The organism is Novosphingobium sp. MMS21-SN21R, from assembly GCF_031846015.1.
In the GTDB taxonomy this organism is placed as follows: domain Bacteria; phylum Pseudomonadota; class Alphaproteobacteria; order Sphingomonadales; family Sphingomonadaceae; genus Novosphingobium.
Map to the genome: position 1 here is coordinate 2,646,173 of NZ_JAVRDU010000001.1, position 17,933 is coordinate 2,664,105.

A 17,933-nucleotide genomic window follows, 5' to 3' on the forward strand; every position below is an offset into this window, starting at 1 on the left:
AACTTGGCTTTCAAGCGCCTGTTCGTCTGCGCTCATGGGCGAACAAACGCGAACATAAACGGTGGAAAAGTGGCACAGGGATAATCGGCTGGGGGCCTTTTTGGGGGCCTCAGCCAAAAAGCCGCCATTGTTTTATCCATTATTATCAAGTCACTCTGCGATTTTCGCGGTTCCGTCCCCGGCACCATATCCACAAGGAATCTCATCCTGCCTGCCCTTTCCGACAGCGCTCTTGCGCTGCGGTGCGTTGTGCGCGACTTTTGTGCTGGAAACGATCAAGATTGATTGATATTGATCGTTTCTAAGCATTGTATGGGAGAGAGCGCTTGGCACGGGGCGCAACGATAGTCATCGACCTCGGCAAGACGCTGAGCAAGGTCAGCTTGTGGGATCTGGACGGGCAGATGCTCGACCGTCAGGTGCGCCCAAACATCCCGCTGGAAATTGACGGCACGCGCCGCCTCGACGCTCACGATATCGGCGCGTGGCTGCTTGAAACGCTCAGCCGCTATGCCGATCATCCCGTCACGACGATCATCCCGGTCGGCCACGGCGCCGGTGTGGCCGCATTGGTGGACGGCAAGCTCGCCTTCGCCCCGCTGGACTACGAACAGGCGATTCCGGACGAGGTGATGGGTGCCTATCGCGATCAGCGTGATCCTTTTGGCCACACCGGTTCGCCCGCACTGCCCGATGGCCTGAACTTCGGCAGCCAGTTGTGGTGGCTCGATCGCCTCCAGCCCGGCGTGATAGCCCGCGCCACGCTCCTGCCATGGGCGCAGTACTGGGCCTGGTTCCTGACCGGAAACGCGGTCAGCGAAGTCACCAGCCTTGGCTGTCATTCCGACTTGTGGAGCCCGCAAGGCGCCGACTTCTCAGCCATGGCGCACCGCCTTGGCTGGGCCGCGCGCTTCGCGCCCGTGGTCCGCGCAGGTGACACCGTCGGCACGCTCCTGCCCGAAATTGCCAAGACCACCGGCCTTTCCGAAAACGTCCGCGTCCTTGCGGGCCTCCATGATTCCAACGCCGCCCTGCTTGCCGCGCGCGGTTTTGCCGAAATCGCCGACAATGAAGCGACGGTCCTGTCCACCGGCACATGGTTTATCGGCATGCGCCTGCCCGCCACGCCCGTAGACACCGCCAGCCTGCCCGAAGCCCGCGACTGCCTCGTCAATATCGACGTCCATGGTCGCCCGGTGCCATCCGCCCGCTTCATGGGCGGGCGCGAGATCGAGACGCTGATCGAGATCGACACCCGCCGCGTCGACATCAAGCCCGACCAGCCCGCACTGCTGGCCGCCGTGCCCGCCGTGCTGCGCGCGCAGCGGCTTATCCTGCCCACCCTGATGCGCGGTTTCGGCCCTTATCCGGACAGCGCCTTTGCATGGATCAACCGCCCTGAGGACTGGTACGAACGCCGCGCCGCCGCGTGCCTCTATGCCGCGCTCGTCGCCGATACCTTGCTCGATCTGATCGGTGCGTCGGGCCGCCTGCTGGTCGAGGGCCGCTTTGCCGAAGCCGAAGTATTCGTCCGCGCGCTCGCCTCGCTGCGCCCTGACACCGCCGTCTACACCGCCAACGCGCATAACGACGTCTCGTTCGGCGCGCTCCGCCTCATAGACCCTGGCCTCAAGCCGCAAGGCGAACTGGTGCGTGTCGAGCCGCTGGACGCCGATCTCGACACCTATCGCAACCGCTGGAAGGCCGAAGTCGAAGCCGCCAGAACAAGGTCCGCCGCATGATTGCCGCCTCGATCCCCGATTTCCGCGAACTCGCCCGCCGCCGCCTGCCACACTTCCTGTTCGAATATATCGACGGCGGTTCCTACAGCGAGACTACGCTGCGCCGGAACGTCTCCGACCTTGCCGACATCGCCCTGCGCCAGCGCGTGCTGCGCGATGTGTCGAACCTCGACCTCAGCACCGAACTGTTCGGCCAGAAACTCGCCCTTCCCGTCGCGCTCGCGCCCATCGGCCTTGCAGGGATGAATGCCCGTCGCGGCGAATGCCAGGCCGTCCGCGCCGCCGAAACCGCCGGCATCCCGTTCACCTTGTCCACCGTCTCAGCCTGCTCGCTGGCCGAAGTGGCCAAAGCGGCAAGCAAGCCATTCTGGTTTCAGCTCTACATGACCCGCGATCGCGGCTTCATGCGCGAACTGCTGCAGGAAGCGGTTGACCTGCAGTGCTCCACACTTGTCTTTACCGTCGACATGCCCGTCCCCGGCAGCCGCTACCGCGATGTCCATTCAGGCCTTGCCGGAGCCGCCGGCATAAGCGGCGCGATCCGCCGCACCCTGCAAGGCGCGATGAAGCCCGCGTGGGCTTGGGACGTCGGTATCCGGGGCCGCCCCCACGGCCTCGGCAACATTGCGCGCAAGCTGGAAGGCAAGACCGGGATCGAGGACTTCTTCGCCTGGATGCGCGGCAACTTCGATAGCTCGATCTCATGGCGCGATCTCGATTTCATCCGCTCGGAATGGACCGGCCCACTCGTCATCAAGGGCCTGCTCGATCCCGAGGACGCCACCGAAGCCGCCAACCTCGGCGCTGACGGCGTGATCGTATCGAATCACGGCGGCCGCCAGCTTGACGGCGTACTCTCCACCGCCCGCGCCCTGCCCGCCATAGCCGATGCCGTGGGCGACCGGCTGACCGTGCTGGCAGATGGCGGCGTCCGCTCCGGGCTGGATGTCGTCCGCCTGCTCGCGCTGGGCGCAAAAGGCGTGCTGCTCGGCCGCGCATGGGTGTTCGCGCTTGCCGCACAGGGCCAGTCCGGCGTCGAACACATGCTCCGCCTGATCGAGGCCGAGATGCGCGTGGCGATGACACTCACCGGCGTCAAAAGCATATCCGAGATCGACCGCTCGATCCTCGCAAACGTATAAAAACGAAAAGGGACAGGACCGATGGGCGCAAACCCCGCATTGGGCGTATTCTTCCACTGGCTCGGCGGCTTTGCCTCGGCCAGCTTCTACGTGCCGTACAAGCGCATCAAGCTGTGGTCGTGGGAAGTGTTCTGGCTGGCCGGCGGACTGTTCTCATGGGCCATCGCCCCGTGGTTCTTCGCCTCGCTCCAGACCAACAACCTCCTCGGCGTCCTCTCGGCCACGCCCACCAATACCCTGGTGTGGTGCTGGTTCTGGGGCGCGATGTGGGGCATTGGCGGGCTGACTTTCGGCCTGACCATGCGCTACCTCGGCCTCTCGCTCGGCATGGCCGTGGCGCTCGGCCTCACAACCGTGATCGGCACGATGGGTCCGCCGATCTTCGAGGGCACGCTTGGCGAAATCGCCGCGACGACCAGCGGCAAGCTCACCCTGCTCGGCATCCTCATCACGCTCATCGGCATCGTCGTCGTCGCGCGCGCGGGCAGTGCCAAGCAGGCCGAACTTGGTGACGCAAAGTCCGAAGGCGTCGCCGAGTTCAACTTGCGCAAGGGCCTGCTGATCGCGACCTTCTCCGGGATCATGTCGGGCTGCTTCGCCTGGGGCCTCGCCGCCGGGCAACCGATCCGCGATCTCACGCTCGCCGCCGGAACCGATCCGCTGAGCCAGGGCCTCCCCGTCCTCTGCGTCGTGCTCGCAGGCGGCCTCACCACCAACGCGCTGTGGTGCGCGTATCTGATCGCGAAGAACAAGAGCTTCGGCCAGTTCTTCGGCGCCCCCTCCGCCGACGCCGCGCCCGGCGAACGCCCCAACCTGCTGGCCAACTGGCTCCTTGCCGCACTCGGCGGCACGCTGTGGTACGGCCAGTTCTTCTTCTACACCATGGGCGAAAGCCAGATGGGCGAGTTCGGCTTCTCGTCGTGGACGCTGCACATGGCCTCGATCATCCTGTTCTCCACCCTCTGGGGCTTCGCGCTCAAGGAATGGAAGGGCGCCAGCCGCCGCACCCGCACGCTGGTCTGGACCGGCATCGCCTTGCTCGTCGGCTCGACCGTGGTCATCGGGCTGGGCAACATGCTGAACGCCGGGGCCTAGTCGCCCACCCCCGATTCCCAAAAAAAGGTGATCGATTTCACCCCTCCGCCAGTGCATAAGCTGCCCCAAAAGGGACCACACCACCAATGCACGCGGCAGAACGGGAACGACGGATATTCGAGGCGCTGCAGCCCAACGGCTTTGTCAGCTACCGCGATCTCGAAACGCTGCTCGATGCGTCGCCCGCCACCATCCGGCGCGATCTGACGCGGCTTGAAGGCACTGGCCAGATCGTCCGCGTGCACGGCGGAGCCAAGCTGCCCGACGATGCCGACCCATCCGGACCGCACCTGCTCGGCACCCCGTTCGATCAGTCGATCACGCTGAATCTTGCGGCCAAGCAGGCCATCGGCAAGGCCGCCGCTGCGCTGTGCACGCCGGGCGAAGGCGTGATGATCGATGGCGGCAGCACCACGCTGCAGATGTGCCCGCACCTCGATGGCCTCAGCCTGCAGGTGCTGACGAACTCGCTGCACATCGTCACCGCGCTCCTGCCGCAGCCGACCACGCGCATTCTCGTGCCGTCAGGCTCGGTGTTCCGCGAACAGAACATCATCCTTGCCGCAGCGGGCGAGGAATCCATGCCCCGCTTCCACGCCCCCCGCCTGTTCATGGGCGCCGCCGCCGTCGGCCCGCAAGGCGTGATGCAGGCAGACATCGTGCTCGTCGCCGCCGAACGCCGCCTGATAGACCGCGCCGAAGAAGTCATCCTCCTCGTCGACAGCACCAAGTTCCGCACCCAGTCCGGCACCATCGTCTGCGGGCTGGACGAGATCGACACGATCATCACCGACAGCGGCATCGCGCCCGAGACAGCGCAGGGGCTGCGGGATGCGGGGGTCAAGCTGGTGGTGGTTTGAACCACCGCCGCCGTCGACAATTGCAATCCACCGCCAGCCAATATAGAATGACCACTCTAATATGGAGAGGTCATGTCAATTTCACGTCGCCAATTCGGCACCCTTGCCTCGGCATTCAGCGCTGCTTGCCTGCTGGACCACCCCTCCTTGGCCGCCACCGGTCGCCGTATTCCCCAACGTGCTTCGGCGCGGGTCATCGTGGACAACGATTTTGCCGGCGATCCGGATGCCCTCGTGGCTTTGGCCCACCAGCTGCTCACGCCGAAAACGCGCACCACGCTCATCACATCCTCGGCACTTGACCGCAAATTGACAGGCGCGGTGCCAGCCGACCGTTCTGCCGAGATCGGTCGCACCATCGTGCAGGATCTTCTCAAGCAGGGACGGATTCCCGCTCCGCCTCCGGTGCTGGCCGGGAGCGAAGAGCTTAATCTGGCCGAACCGGAAGTTAGCGCCGCCGCAAAGGCCATCGTTGCCGAAGCGATGCGAGATGATCCGCTGCCGTTGTTCTTTACTTGTGGTGGCCCGCTCACGAACATTGCTGCAGCGCTGCGCATCGAACCCGCCATCGCCTCGCGCATGACGGTGATCTGGATCGGAGGTGGCCGCTACCCCGCTGGAGGTTGGGAATACAACCTCTCGGCCGATCTGCAAGCCGCGCGGATCGTGATCGAACAATCAAAGATACCTTTGTGGCAGATTCCGCAAAACGCCTATCGCCAGATGCAGTTCTCGGTGGCCGAAATGGCACATCGGCTGCGCCCGGTTTCGCCGTTTGGCGCATGGCTTTATGAAAAGTTCACTTCACCGCCCTCATTCGTCGATGTCGGCGGAGCTTGGCCGTTGGGTGACAGCCCGACTGTTCTGCTAAGCGCGATTTCACAGGAGAGCAGCGTCGCGCTCGATCGGCCAGCACTGCGTATCAAGGAAGATTGCACTTATGGAGAACTCGTCCCCGACCGGACGATCCGCGTCTACGAAACGCTCGATGCTCGGCTGACGTTTGAAGACTTCTTATCACTCATGCATTTGCAGGCTGCTTCTTAGCTCAAATACCGCCGCACCAGCGCTTCTGCCGCTGCGTCCACATCGGCCCAGGCCTGTTCGAAGTCGTCCTCGTCGCCGTAGTAGGGGTCGATCACGGCGGTGCCCTTGCGGCCGGGGACGAGGTCCATCAGCAGGCGCAGTTCGGCGATGTGGCGGGAGGGTTCGATGCGGTGCAGGTCCTTGAGGTTCTGCGGGTCGAGCGCGAAAATGTGGCCGAACTTGTGGAAGTCTTCCGGCGTCACCACGCGGGCGCGGTAACTGGAAATGTCGAGGCCGTGGCGCAGCGCGGTTTCCTGCGCGCGCGGATCGGGCGGGCGGCCCACATGCCAGTCGCCGGTTCCGGCGGAATCGATAGTCATGGCCACGCCTGCCTCCACCGCGCGTTTGCGCAGCGCCGCCTCGGCGAGGGGCGAGCGGCAGATGTTTCCAAGACAGACGAACAAAATCGACGGTTGACTCACGGGATCACGATACCTCGCTGGCTGGGTCTCCCCATGCCAATCAGGAACGCATCCTCACCCTGCCGTGCAGAAAATACGTTACGTGACGATATGTCCAGCCATTTTAGCGCGACCAGCACCTGCCCGATCGCGCCGCCCAGCGTCTCGCCCGGTCCGAGCAGCACCACCCGGTCCGGCGCGAACTCGCGGATGCCCACCGTCATCGCGGCAGTGAAGTCATAAGGCGCCAGGATCTGCTGCCCGAAGGTATAGTCCCACAGCTCCTGCGGCGCGCTCTCGAACCGCCGCCACACCTTGCCCCGCCCGTCGATCAGCGGCACCTCAGGCCTGCCGAACCAGCTTACCGGAAACTGCGCCCGCGCCGCATCGCTGCTGGCCTGCATCAGCGGCGTATGAAACGGCCCATGCCCCACCAGCCGCATAGGCGGGCGCGCCAGCGCGGGCAGATCGCGCTCCAGCGCATCGAGCGCCGCGTTATCGCCCGCCACCACCAGCATCCCGCCCAGCCTGATCGATGGCAACACCCCATGCCGCGCCATCGCCGCCTCAACCGCGCGCAGCAGCGCCGGATCGACCGTCCAGTCCTCCCCCGCCAGCACCAGCACCGCCTGCCCGCCGGGCAGATGCTTCTGCGAATTCACCCCCATGCCATCGGCAATCGCAAAGCCATGTTCGGGCGAAACCGCGCCCGCACAGGCCAGCGCGGTGTACCAGCCCATCGAATTGCCGGTCACCGCCACCACCTCGAACCGGTCCCGGTCGAGCGAGAGGAAATCCAGATAAGCGCAGGCATGGATCAGCGGCGCGGCATTCTCCCCCCGCAGCAGCGCAGGCGAAAACTTCGCCGCCCCGTCGAGCGCGGACAGCGGCGCCTTGTCCGCGTCGGCGCGCAAGGCATCGAACCGCGCCAACCACTCCGACCCGCGATGATGCCGCGCCAGATAGCCCAGCTCCGGCGCATTGTAGGTGCCCCGCCCCGGACACACGACGAGGATGGTTTCCTTGCTCATGCTCAAACCCCGTTCGTCCTGAGCCTGTCGAAGGATGCTCGCACCGCGCCAGATGCTTCGACAAGCTCAGCATGAACGGGGTTTGGGTGAAAGTTCGTCATCGCCCCACCATCTCCAGCACCTTCGCCACGATCCCGTCGCGGCTCGGCAGGGTATGCGTCGCCGCGCGGGCGAGCGGAATGAAGCTGTCCGTCGCCGCCATCCGCGCCGCGTGCTTGTCCGGCGCGCGTTCGGCCATAAGCGCCATCAGCGCCTCGTTCTGCCCGCCAGTGATCCGGCATTCGTCAACCACCAGCACCCGCGCGCATGGGGTCACCGCGTCTATCACCGCATCGTCATTCACCGGCCCCAGCCAACGCAAGTCGATCACCCGCACGGCCACGCCCTGCTCGGCCAGCAGCTTCTGCGCCTGAAGCGAAAGGTAGAACCCGTTGCCATAGGTCACGATGGCAAGATCGGTCCCCTCACCCGCAACCCCGATCTCGCCAAACGCGATCTCGCCCTCGTCTCCCTTAATGCCCGGCGGCTGATAGACGCTCGACCACAGCCCATCGCCCGGCTCATGCAGGTCACGCGTCATATACAGCGCGATCGGCTCCACGAACACGACCACTCGCCCTTCCTCATGCGCCAGCCGCACGCATTCGCGCAGCATCGCCACCGCATCGCGCCCGTTCGAAGGCACTGCCAGCACCACGCCCGGAATATCGCGAAACACGGCGAGCGAATTGTCGTTGTGGAAATGCCCGCCGAAGCCCTTCTGATACGGCAGCCCCGCAATCCGCACGACCATCGGATTGGTGAACTGCCCATCGGAAAAGAACGAGAGCGTCGCCGCCTCGCCCCGGATCTGGTCCTCGGCATTGTGGACATAGGCGAGGAACTGGATCTCCGGCAGCGGCAGCAACCCGTTGTGCGCCGCGCCGATCGCCAGCCCCAGAATCGCCTGCTCATCCAGCAGGGTATTGATCACCCGCGCCGAACCGAACCGCGTGTGCAGCTTCTGCGTCGCGGCATAGACCCCGCCCTTCGGCCCCACATCCTCGCCGCAGACAATGGCATTGGGGTACTGCAACAGCAGGTCCGCCATGGCCCAACTGATCAGCTTGGCCATATGCTGCGGCTTGTCCATCGCCGCCGCATCATCGGCAAACAGCGCCGTGCGGTCCTGTGCCGAGGCCAGCGGACGCTCCACGCCCTCGCGCCTCGGCGGCACGATGCTCGCCATCACCGCCGCCGCATCGGGCAACTTGGGCCGACTGATCGCCAGCTCCACCTGCCGCCCCAGCGCCGCCTCGATAGCGTCATATTCCGCGCGCACCTCGGCGGCGCTCATCACGCCTTCCTCGATTAGCAAGGCCGCACTCGCCAGTAGCGGATCGCGCTCTTCCTCGGCGCGCACCTCGTCCTTGGTGCGATAGGACAGCTGCACGTCGTTCCCGGCATGGCCATAAAGCCGCACTGTCTTCATATGCAGAAACACCGGCCGCCGCTGCCGCCGCGCGATACATTCCGCCTCGCGCGCCGCGCGCATCGTGTCGACCAGATCGGACCCATCGCACGCTACATAATGCAGCCCCGCCCGGCCCGAAAAGTTCGCCTCGATCCACCCTGGCGGCGTGCGCGTGGAAATGCCAATGCCGTTGTCCTCGCACAGGAAAATGATCGGCATCGGCGTCCCCTGAAACGCCGCCCAGCACGCGGTATTGATCGCCCCCAGCGCGGTCGAATGGTTCGCACTCGCATCGCCGAAGCTGCACAGCACCACCCCGTCCTTGGCCAGCACGGTGTCACCAAACCCCATGCGCCGGGCGATCCCGATGGAAAACGCGGTCCCCACCGCCTTGGGGACATGGCTGGCGATGGTCGACGTCTGGGGCGGAATGAACAATCGCTTCGAACCCAGCACCTTATGCCGCCCGCCCGAAATCGGATCGTCGGCGCTGGCGGTGAACGAAAGCAGCATGTCCCACGCGGGGTTCTCGCCCGGAACCCGGTGCGCGCGGTGAATCTGGAACGCGGCATCGCGGTAATGGAGGAACGCCATGTCATCTGTGCGCAGCACTTCGGCCAGAACCGCGTTGCCCTCATGCCCCGAAGAGCCGATGGTATAGAAGCCCTCGCCCCGCGCCTGCAGCTTGCGGCTCAACCGGTCGAGTTGCCGCGACAGCGCCTGCGAACGGAACAGCGCCGCCGCGCGCTCCGGCGCCAATCCCACATCCTTCAGCCCGAGATTGGATCTCCGCCGCGCCGTCCCGCCTTCCAGCGCGGCAAGAAACTGGCGGTGGACCTGCTCGGCGGCATCAAGCGACATTGGCGATGGTTTCCCTCGTAACGAACCTGCCTGATAGCCGCGCCCCTAGCGCAAGTCCACGATCTCCACCGCTGGCAGCGCCCCGCCGCCCGGCTGCTCCGCCCAGTGCCGCGCATTCAGCACGCCGCCATCGGCACGCAAATCGGCCACCCGTGCGGTGTCCACTTCGGCAAAGACCCACTGGCCCGTGCCTTCCGCGCCCACCGCGAGCACGCCATCCTCCGGTATCCCCCGATCCGGCGGCCCATAGATACCTGCCGCCCCGCGATTAACGTCCACCGCAGGCGACCACTCAGCCTCGCCCACAGTCGGTGAATGCACCGCATAGCACTGCCCCTCCAACGCGCGGGCCTGCGCGCCAATCCGCACGCGCCAATATCCGTGCATTGTGTCGGTGCAAGAAGGCACCAGCAGCAGTTCGGCTCCCGCTTCCACACAGGCGCGCGCCAGCAGCGGAAACTCACTATCATAACAGATGTTTACCGCAATTTTCCCGAGCGCAGTATCGAACACCCGCAAGCGATCCCCTGCAGCAATATGCCACTGCTCACGCTCGAACCGCGTCATCACCAGCTTGTCCTGCACGCCCACTTTACCGCTTGGCGCAAACAGCCGCGCCGCATTGCGGAAACGCCCATCGGCATCCTTGCGCGGCGCAGAAGCTGCCAGAATATGCATTCCCGTCCGCGCCGCCAGTTCCCCGTGCAAGGCATCCACGCGCGGCAAAAGCGCCGAAACCGTCTCGATCGACAACGCCAGATCGCCCATCGTCGCAGGATCGAGGCTGGCCAGTTCCATCGCGCCATACTCCGGGAATACCCCGAGCGAAGCGCCTGCGCTTGCCGCCTCATCCACCCAACGGGTCAGCTTTGTCGCATAGGCGTCCCACCCACCCAGCCGATCGATCGGATACTGCGCAGCGGCAACCCTGTATCTCACCACTGCCTGAGCCAATACTGCATCGTCTTCACGCTCTCCGCCGCCTCGCCATGCTCTTTCCAGCCAAGCCCGGTCACCAGCCCCGGCACCACTGCATAACCCCGCTTCGCCCAGAACCCGTCGAGCGGCACATAATCTGCAGGCCGTGCCGGGTGGTCCGGCTCCCGCAGCACAGCTGCAAAGCACGCGGCCTTCGCCCCGCAGGCGCGGGCCTGCGCCTCGCGCAGATCAAAGAACGAGTGCCCTACCCCCGCCCCGCGATAGTCCGGCAACAGCACGCTCTCGCCGAAATAGAACAGCCGCGAAACATCCAGCCCCAGCGCCTCGAACGGCGCCCGGAATTCGGCCTTCTGGTGCATCATCGGTGCTGCCGTCGCCGCGCCCACGATTCGGTCGCCATCAAATGCCGCCACCAACACGGCGTCCGGTGCAGCAGCATATTCGGCCAGATACACCGCCTCGTAAGCCGCATCGCCATCATAAAGGTAGGGATAGGCCGCAAACACCGTGATCCTCAGCGCCGCCAGATCATCCAGCGCCGCCGCGATCTCGCTCCCCGTCAGCGGCCGGACGACAACGCCCATCAACCAACAACCTGTTTCGTCCAGTCGGCCAGATTGTAATACATCGTCAGGCGATTGATCTTGCCGCCCTCGATCCCGATAAACGCCCCAGCGGGCAGCACATAGGTCTGTCCGTCCGCCTCGGGCAGCCCCTCGTCGGTCGCCAGATAGGCCCCGTGCACCACGAACTCCGCCGCCGCGCGGGTGCCATCGTCGCTCGCCATCACCACGATGTCCTCCAGCCGCTCCTTGTAGCAGCGCTCCATGTGGCCAAGGAACTGCGCGAACGCCGCCTTGCCCGCCACGCGCTCACCCTGGTTCACGTCATGCGCCACATCGTCGCTCAGGCAATCGAGCATGCCCTGCCAGTTGCCTGCGTTGAACGCCGCATAATAGCGGACGAGCAGGGCAATCGCATCGGTGCGGGCGGCGGGGCTGGTCATCGGTCAGATCTCCTTGTCCCGCTGGTGTAGCGAACCCTGTCGCTCCATTCCAGCGCCTGCCCCTGTAAGGGACCATTGCACCCTTGCATCCAATTGCACTTTGGCACCGCTTCGCCTATGGGCCGGAAGAACGCCCCGGCCGCAGCGATGGAGTCGCCTCCACGTGATGCCGGGGTTTCTTATTCCGGCCGGGAGGCGAATCCCCGGCGCCGTTCAGGAAGCAAGATGATGTCTCGTCGCCGCCAGATTTACGAAGGCAAGGCCAAGATCCTTTACGAAGGCCCCGAACCGGGCACGATCATCCAGTATTTCAAGGATGATGCCACCGCGTTCAACGCGCAGAAGCGCGGAACGATCAACGGCAAGGGCGTGATCAACAACCGCATCAGCGAGTACGTCTTCACGCGCCTCGCCCATATCGGCATCCCCACCCACTTCATCCGCCGCCTCAACATGCGCGAACAGCTCGTGCGGCAGGCAGAGATCATCCCGATCGAAGTGGTCGTGCGCAATATCGCTGCAGGCTCGATCTCCAAGCGCCTCGGCATCGAAGAGGGTGAGCCGCTGCCGCACACCCTGATCGAATACTACTACAAAGACGATGCGCTGGGCGATCCGCTGATCGCCGAAGAGCACATCGCCTGCTTCGGCTGGGCCAGCAACGAGGAAATGCAGGACATTTCCTCGATGGCGATCCGCGTGAACGATTTCCTCTGCGGAATGTTCGCGGCGATCAACATCAGCCTGGTTGATTTCAAGCTCGAATTCGGCCGCATCTGGGACGGCGATTACGCCCGCGTGATCCTCGCTGACGAAATCAGCCCCGACGGCTGCCGCCTGTGGGACATGACCACCGGCGAAAAGCTCGACAAGGACCGCTTCCGCCGCGACCTCGGCGGCGAAGAAGAAGCCTACCAGGAAGTCGCCCGCCGCCTCGGCCTGCTCGAAACCGACGGTGGCCCCAGCGAAGTCTTCGACCTCGGTGCACACCGCAAACTGCGCGGCAAGAAGTAAGCGCTTCGGCCCTTGGCTGTATCAAACACCCCCTTCGGCAACGGAGGGGGTTTTTGTTGATAGAGGTCCATCAAAACGCCATGGTATCTACCTATGATCGGCGCATTCCTCCAAGTTGCTGCAGGCATCGCTCTTTTCGCGTTGGGCAAGCCCTTGGCTAAGCGAATTGCCGAACGACGAGCAGCCCGGTTAGATGTACTCCAATCCGGCGGTGATGAGCATTTTTTTGAAGAGCTGAGAAGCTTGAAGGCCTACCCACCAGGCCAGTGGGAAGTGGGTCGTTACAGGCTGGCTGGCATCGCTCTCATAATTTTGGGAGTGATAAACCTGCTGCGCTGACATGCTCGTCCTGAGCTTGTCGAAGGACGCACGCGACACCATCCCAACTCGCCATTGCACCCCACCCCCCAACCGGGCACACCGCATTGCAATGATCCTCCGCCACCTGCTTCCCCTCGCCGCTGCCCTCTCCCTCGCCGCCTGCGCCGCCCAGCCCGCGAGCCTCATCAGCGCCCCAAAATCCACATGGCCGTTCCAGCAGAGCGACCTCCCGGCAGACACAGCTTTCCGCTACGGGCAACTGCCCAACGGCATGCGCTACATCATCCGCCGCAACGCCACCCCCGCAGGCACCGCGCAAGTGCGCATGGACGTCGCCACCGGCTCGCTCGATGAGCGCGAGGCCGAGCGCGGCTTTGCCCACTTCACCGAGCACATGGCCTTCAACGGTAGCGCCCACGTGCCTGAAGGCGAGATGATCAAGCTGCTGGAGCGTAATGGCTTGTCGTTCGGCGCGGACACCCACGCTCAGACCTCGTTCGAACAGACGCTTTACATGCTCGACCTGCCCCGCGCCGACCCAAAGCTGCTCGACACCGCGCTGATGCTTATGCGCGAAACGGCGAGCGAACTGACCATCGCGCCCGAAGCGGTCACGCGCGAACGCGGCGTCGTCCTGTCGGAGCTGCGCGACGGGCAAGGCTGGCAACGCACCAATCTCGAAGACCAGCTCGCGTTCTTCTATCCACAAGCCACTTACCCCAAACGCCTCCCCATCGGCACGGTAGAGGCCCTCAACGCCGCCACTGCCGAAAGCCTCAGGGCCTTCTGGGCGCGCGAATACGTCCCCTCGAAAACCACGCTGATCGTCGTCGGAGACTTCGCGCCAGACGAAGTCGAAGCGGCCATCCGCGCCCGCTTCGCAGACTGGCAGTCCCGACCCGAAACCCCGCGCCCCGATCAGGGCAAGGTCCTGCCGAAGCAGAAGTCGGCAACCGACATCCACCTCGATCCCTCGCTGTCCGAGCGCATCACCGCCTCGCGCCACGGCCCATGGCTCGATGAACCGGACACCGTGGCAAACCGCCGCCGCAATCTGCTGCGCCAGATCGGCTATGGCGTGGTCAACCGCCGCTTCCAGCGCATGAGCCGCGTGATCGACCCGCCGTTTCGCGGCGCAGGCCTCGGCACCAGCGAGGTGTTCCACATCGGCCGCACCACCAACCTGATCGTCGATACCACCGACGGTGGTTGGCAGCGCGGTTTCGCCGCCGCTGCCGGGGCCTATGCCCGCGCCATGGCGGGCGTCTTCACCAGGGGCGAGATCGACGAGCAGCTCGCCAATATCCGCACCGGCCTTGAGAACGCCGCCGCCGGCGCGGACACGCGCTCCCACGGCGCGCTGGTCGGCGCGGCGCTTGCCCTGATCCGCGACGAGCAGATTCCGACCACGCCCGAATCCGGCCTCGCCCGCTTCAACCAGTTCGCGCCCACCATCACGCCAAAGTCCGTGATAGAGGCGCTGAAACAGGAAGCCGTCCCGCTCAAATCCCCGCTCATTCGCTGGCAGGGCCGCACCGCGCCCGCAGGCGGCGCCGAGGCGATCCGCAAGACATGGGACAAGGCCGCCCACGCCAAGGCCGCCGCCGGTGAAGTGCCAAGCCCCGCCCCCTTCGCTTACACCCAGTTCGGCACCCCTGGCACCATCGTGTCCGACACCACCGAACCGGTCTATGCCATCCGCACCATCCGCTTTGCCAACAACGTCCGCCTGAATCTCAAACGCACCGACCTCGCCAAGGACCGCGTCGAAGTCCGCCTCAATCTCGACGGCGGCGAGATGCTGGACACCCGCGCCACCCCCCTCGCCACGGAAATGACCGGCGTACTGGCACGCGGCGGCCTGCGCCAACACAGCGAGGACGATCTGCAAACCCTGCTCGCAGGCCGTTCGGTCGCCATGGGCCTGGGCGCCAGCGGCGATACGTTCGACAGCGGCGTCACCACCACCCCGCGCGATCTTGTCCTGCAATTGCAACTGATGACCGCGCTGCTCACCGACCCCGGCTACCGGCCCGAGGGCGAAGTGCTCTACCGCCAGAACATCGGCAACTTCTTCGCCCGCCTGCGCTCCAGCCCGCAAGCGGCGTTGTCCAACACCATCGGCGGCATCCTGTCCGACAATGACCCGCGCTTCACCCTGCAAAATCAGGATGCCTACACCGCACTGACATACGCCAGGCTGCGCGATGCCATCACCGACCGCCTTGCCCACGGCGCGCTCGAAATCGCCATCGTCGGAGACATCGACGAGGCCGCCGCCATTGCCGCCGTCGCGCAAACCTTCGGCGCGCTCCCGGCCCGCGAGGCAGAGTTCCGCCCCTGGACCACCGAGCGCCAGCGCGCCTTCACCAGCAAACGCGGCCTGCAAGTGGTCCGCCACACCGGCGAGGCCAATCAGGCCATCGTCCGCATGGTCTGGCCCACCCGCGATGACCGCGATCCGCAGGAGGCCATGGCGCTCTCGCTGCTGGCGGAAGTCGCCCAGATCGAAGTGCTCGATACCCTGCGTGAAAAGCTCGGGAAGGCCTACTCGCCTGGCGCATCGAGCAGCCTCAGCCGCGTCTGGCCAGGCTACGGCACTTTCGCGGTGGCCGCCTCGGTCGATCTCGCAGACGTTGCCGCCACCCGCACAGCCCTCACCGAAACCATGCGCAGCCTCGCCGCCGCCCCGGTCGATGCCGACACGCTCCAACGCGCCCGCGCTCCCATGCTCGAACGCATCGACAACGCGCTCAAAACCAACGGCGGCTGGATCAATCTCGCCGAACGCGCGCAGACCGAGGCTGATCGCCTGACCCGCTCAAAAACGGCTCGCACCCGGCTTGAACAGGTCAGCGCAGCAGGCCTGCAAGCGATGGCCAAGCGCTACCTTTCGCCAGAAAAGGCCGTGGAAGTGCTGGTACTGCCGGAAGGGGCGGCAGTGCCCGCAAACTGACCCTTTCTTGAGCATAAAAACCCCGTTCGTGTTGAGCGCAGTCGAGACACCGCGCACCATGTCTCGGCTACGCCCGACACGATCGGAGCGTCGGTAGTCGCCACCTAAACCTTCTTCAACCCCGCCAAGATCACCTCCGCATGGCATTCCGCCATCCAGTCCACATCCATCGGCTCGGCGCCAACCGGTTCGAACACACCGCGCCACAGCGCCGCAAAGATGATCCCGCTCGCCACCGTGCGCGATGCCATCTTGGGATCTGCGCACACAAACTCGCCGCGGCCGATGCCGTGGATGATCAACCGCTCGACCGCGCCGAGCACGCAGATCAGTGCCGTCTCGTGATAGAACCGGGCGAGTTCGGGGAAGTTGCGCCCTTCGCCCACGATCAGGCGCGGAAGGAACGCGGTCTCCGGGCTGGCCATGCGGGTCATCGCGATCCTGATGAACCCGCGCAACAGCGCCGCCGCCGGAAGCGTGCCGTAATTGTCGGGCAGCAGCTTGGGCATGACCTCGGTGATCACTTCGGACACCAGCGCATGGAACAGCGCCTCCTTGCTGTCGAACGCCAGATAGAGCGCGGCGCGGCTGATGCCGACGCGTTTCGCCATGTCCTCCATCCGGCTCGCGGCGAACCCGCGCTCGGCAAATTCCTCGCGCGCGGCTTCAAGGATGCGGTTGCGGCGGTCGGCTGGAGTTACTCTCGGCATGGACCGATAATAACTGACACATGCGTCATGTAAAGAGGCGGCGACGGGCGACCAGTGTCGCGTGGGGTGCGATGGTGGAACCGGCCAAAACCCGTCGCCGCAAGGACGATATCCTGTCCTCCGGTAAGCACGATCATAGCGCGCAAAATGCCCGCTGCAGCGCCGTTTTCCTACTTACGCATTTGGCGCTATGACCCGAATCATGCATCGCCCGCTCACTTCCCTGCCTGCCTCCGCTTTTGGACGGAAAGGGGGCCGGAGTTTTGCCTCTGGACAGTGTAAACCGTGTCAACCTGTGCACTCGCGCCTTGCCCTTCGGCCCGTCCGGTTGCATAGGCGCGCCGAAGAATCTCCCAACCCAAGTGTCCGAAAGGCCCACCGATGAAGGTCCGCGTCATTGTCACCCTCAAGAACGGTGTGCTCGATCCGCAGGGCCGCGCCATTCATCATGCGCTCGAAGGCCTCGGCTTTGCAGGCGTCAACGATGTGCGCGCGGGCCGGGTGATCGAACTCGACGTGGCCGACACCACGACAGACGAAGCGCTGGACGAGATGTGCAAGAAGCTCCTCGCCAACATGGTGATCGAAAACTTCCGCATCGAAAAGGCCGCCTGAGCAGGAGCGCAAGACATGGCCTTCACTTCCGCCGTCATCACTTTCCCCGGCTCCAACTGCGACCGTGACATGGCCATGGCCGTCGAACAGGTCTGCGGCGGCACCGTCCACCGCGTCTGGCACGGCGATGCCGATCTGCCCGAAGGCCTCGATTTCATCGCCCTGCCCGGCGGCTTCTCTTACGGCGATTACTTGCGCTCGGGCGCCATGGCCGCGCGCTCGCCTGTCATGCAGGCGGTGGTCCGCGCGGCAGAGCGCGGCGTAACCGTGCTCGGCGTGTGCAACGGTTTCCAGGTGCTGACCGAAGCTGGCCTGCTCCCCGGCGCGCTGATGCGCAATGCCGGCATCCGCTTCGTCTGCCGCGATGTTGCGCTGACGGTCGAGAATAACCAGTCGCTGTTCACCGCAGGCTATGACGCGGGCCAGCAGATCACGATCCCGGTCGCCCACCACGATGGCAACTACTTCGCCGACGATGCCACGCTCGACCGTCTCGAAGGCGAAGGCCGCGTTGCGTTCCGCTACGCCGAAGCCGTCAACGGCTCGGCCCGGAACATTGCTGGCGTGCTGGGTGATCGCGGCAATGTGCTTGGCATGATGCCCCACCCCGAACGCATGATCGAAGCGGCGCATGGCGGTACCGATGGCCGCGCCCTGTTCGAAAGCGTCGTACGCGGGCTGGTCAGCGCCTGAGCGTCAGG

17 protein-coding genes are annotated in these 17,933 nt (G+C 65.0%); 10 read left to right on the top strand and 7 right to left on the bottom strand.

The window, feature by feature from the left end; all coding sequences use genetic code 11:
* Positions 1 to 326 precede the first annotated feature (326 nt).
* From RM192_RS12670 to RM192_RS12690, 5 genes are all read left to right on the top strand, one after another.
* A complete protein-coding gene (locus RM192_RS12670) occupies positions 327 to 1,742 on the top strand; it encodes an FGGY family carbohydrate kinase (protein WP_311507919.1) in 1,416 nt (471 codons plus the stop codon).
* Complete coding sequence (gene lldD, locus RM192_RS12675) at positions 1,739 to 2,884, top strand: FMN-dependent L-lactate dehydrogenase LldD (RefSeq protein ID WP_311507920.1); 1,146 nt, start codon at positions 1,739 to 1,741, stop codon at positions 2,882 to 2,884. The genes RM192_RS12670 and lldD overlap by 4 nt, the downstream gene beginning before the upstream one ends.
* A 21-nt stretch (positions 2,885 to 2,905) precedes the next feature.
* Entirely contained in the window at positions 2,906 to 3,979 is a 1,074-nt protein-coding gene (gene rhaT / locus RM192_RS12680; protein WP_311507921.1) for an L-rhamnose/proton symporter RhaT, read from the top strand.
* Between the two features lie 86 nt (positions 3,980 to 4,065).
* Positions 4,066 to 4,839 carry a DeoR/GlpR family DNA-binding transcription regulator gene (locus RM192_RS12685; RefSeq protein ID WP_311507922.1) on the top strand — a complete coding sequence of 258 codons (774 nt, stop codon included), beginning with the start codon at positions 4,066 to 4,068 and terminating at the stop codon, positions 4,837 to 4,839.
* 72 nt (positions 4,840 to 4,911) lie between these two features.
* Entirely contained in the window at positions 4,912 to 5,886 is a 975-nt protein-coding gene (locus RM192_RS12690) for a nucleoside hydrolase (protein ID WP_311507923.1), read from the top strand.
* Here RM192_RS12690 and RM192_RS12695 read toward each other — a convergent pair.
* The 6 genes from RM192_RS12695 to RM192_RS12720 form a co-directional block, all read right to left on the bottom strand.
* On the bottom strand, positions 5,883 to 6,347 hold the full coding sequence (locus RM192_RS12695; RefSeq protein WP_311507924.1) for a low molecular weight protein-tyrosine-phosphatase: 465 nt from the start codon (positions 6,345 to 6,347) through the stop codon (positions 5,883 to 5,885). The genes RM192_RS12690 and RM192_RS12695 overlap by 4 nt on opposite strands.
* On the bottom strand, positions 6,344 to 7,357 hold the full coding sequence (locus RM192_RS12700) for an ACP S-malonyltransferase (RefSeq protein WP_311507925.1): 1,014 nt from the start codon (positions 7,355 to 7,357) through the stop codon (positions 6,344 to 6,346). The genes RM192_RS12695 and RM192_RS12700 overlap by 4 nt, the downstream gene beginning before the upstream one ends.
* Before the next feature lie 97 nt (positions 7,358 to 7,454).
* Positions 7,455 to 9,671 carry a thiamine pyrophosphate-dependent enzyme gene (locus RM192_RS12705; RefSeq protein ID WP_311507926.1) on the bottom strand — a complete coding sequence of 739 codons (2,217 nt, stop codon included), beginning with the start codon at positions 9,669 to 9,671 and terminating at the stop codon, positions 7,455 to 7,457.
* A gap of 45 nt (positions 9,672 to 9,716) precedes the next feature.
* Positions 9,717 to 10,610, bottom strand: a complete 894-nt coding sequence (locus RM192_RS12710; protein ID WP_311507927.1) for a carbon-nitrogen hydrolase family protein — start codon at positions 10,608 to 10,610, stop codon at positions 9,717 to 9,719.
* A complete protein-coding gene (locus RM192_RS12715; protein WP_311507928.1) occupies positions 10,607 to 11,194 on the bottom strand; it encodes a GNAT family N-acetyltransferase in 588 nt (195 codons plus the stop codon). Before RM192_RS12715 ends, RM192_RS12710 begins: the two co-directional genes overlap by 4 nt.
* Complete coding sequence (locus RM192_RS12720) at positions 11,194 to 11,616, bottom strand: ketosteroid isomerase-related protein (RefSeq protein ID WP_311507929.1); 423 nt, start codon at positions 11,614 to 11,616, stop codon at positions 11,194 to 11,196. The genes RM192_RS12715 and RM192_RS12720 overlap by 1 nt, the downstream gene beginning before the upstream one ends.
* 228 nt (positions 11,617 to 11,844) lie before the next feature.
* Here RM192_RS12720 and purC point away from each other — a divergent pair, with 228 nt between their 5' ends.
* The 3 genes from purC (at position 11,845) to RM192_RS12735 (ending at position 15,907) form a co-directional block, all read left to right on the top strand.
* Entirely contained in the window at positions 11,845 to 12,630 is a 786-nt protein-coding gene (gene purC / locus RM192_RS12725; protein WP_311507930.1) for a phosphoribosylaminoimidazolesuccinocarboxamide synthase, read from the top strand.
* Between the two features lie 93 nt (positions 12,631 to 12,723).
* A complete protein-coding gene (locus RM192_RS12730; protein ID WP_311507931.1) occupies positions 12,724 to 12,969 on the top strand; it encodes a hypothetical protein in 246 nt (81 codons plus the stop codon).
* A gap of 91 nt (positions 12,970 to 13,060) precedes the next feature.
* On the top strand, positions 13,061 to 15,907 hold the full coding sequence (locus tag RM192_RS12735) for an insulinase family protein (RefSeq protein WP_311507932.1): 2,847 nt from the start codon (positions 13,061 to 13,063) through the stop codon (positions 15,905 to 15,907).
* Positions 15,908 to 16,011: 104 nt separating this feature from the next.
* On the opposite strand, the gene RM192_RS12740 is transcribed toward RM192_RS12735, so the two are convergent.
* Positions 16,012 to 16,617, bottom strand: a complete 606-nt coding sequence (locus RM192_RS12740; RefSeq protein ID WP_311507933.1) for a TetR/AcrR family transcriptional regulator — start codon at positions 16,615 to 16,617, stop codon at positions 16,012 to 16,014.
* A 381-nt stretch (positions 16,618 to 16,998) separates the two neighbouring features.
* Between RM192_RS12740 and purS the strand changes: the two genes are divergently transcribed.
* The gene (purS, locus tag RM192_RS12745) at positions 16,999 to 17,232 is read left to right on the top strand and encodes a phosphoribosylformylglycinamidine synthase subunit PurS (RefSeq protein ID WP_311507934.1); all 234 of its coding nucleotides are present in this window, start codon (positions 16,999 to 17,001) and stop codon (positions 17,230 to 17,232) included.
* A gap of 15 nt (positions 17,233 to 17,247) precedes the next feature.
* Entirely contained in the window at positions 17,248 to 17,925 is a 678-nt protein-coding gene (gene purQ / locus RM192_RS12750) for a phosphoribosylformylglycinamidine synthase subunit PurQ (protein WP_311507935.1), read from the top strand.
* Positions 17,926 to 17,933 lie beyond the last annotated feature (8 nt).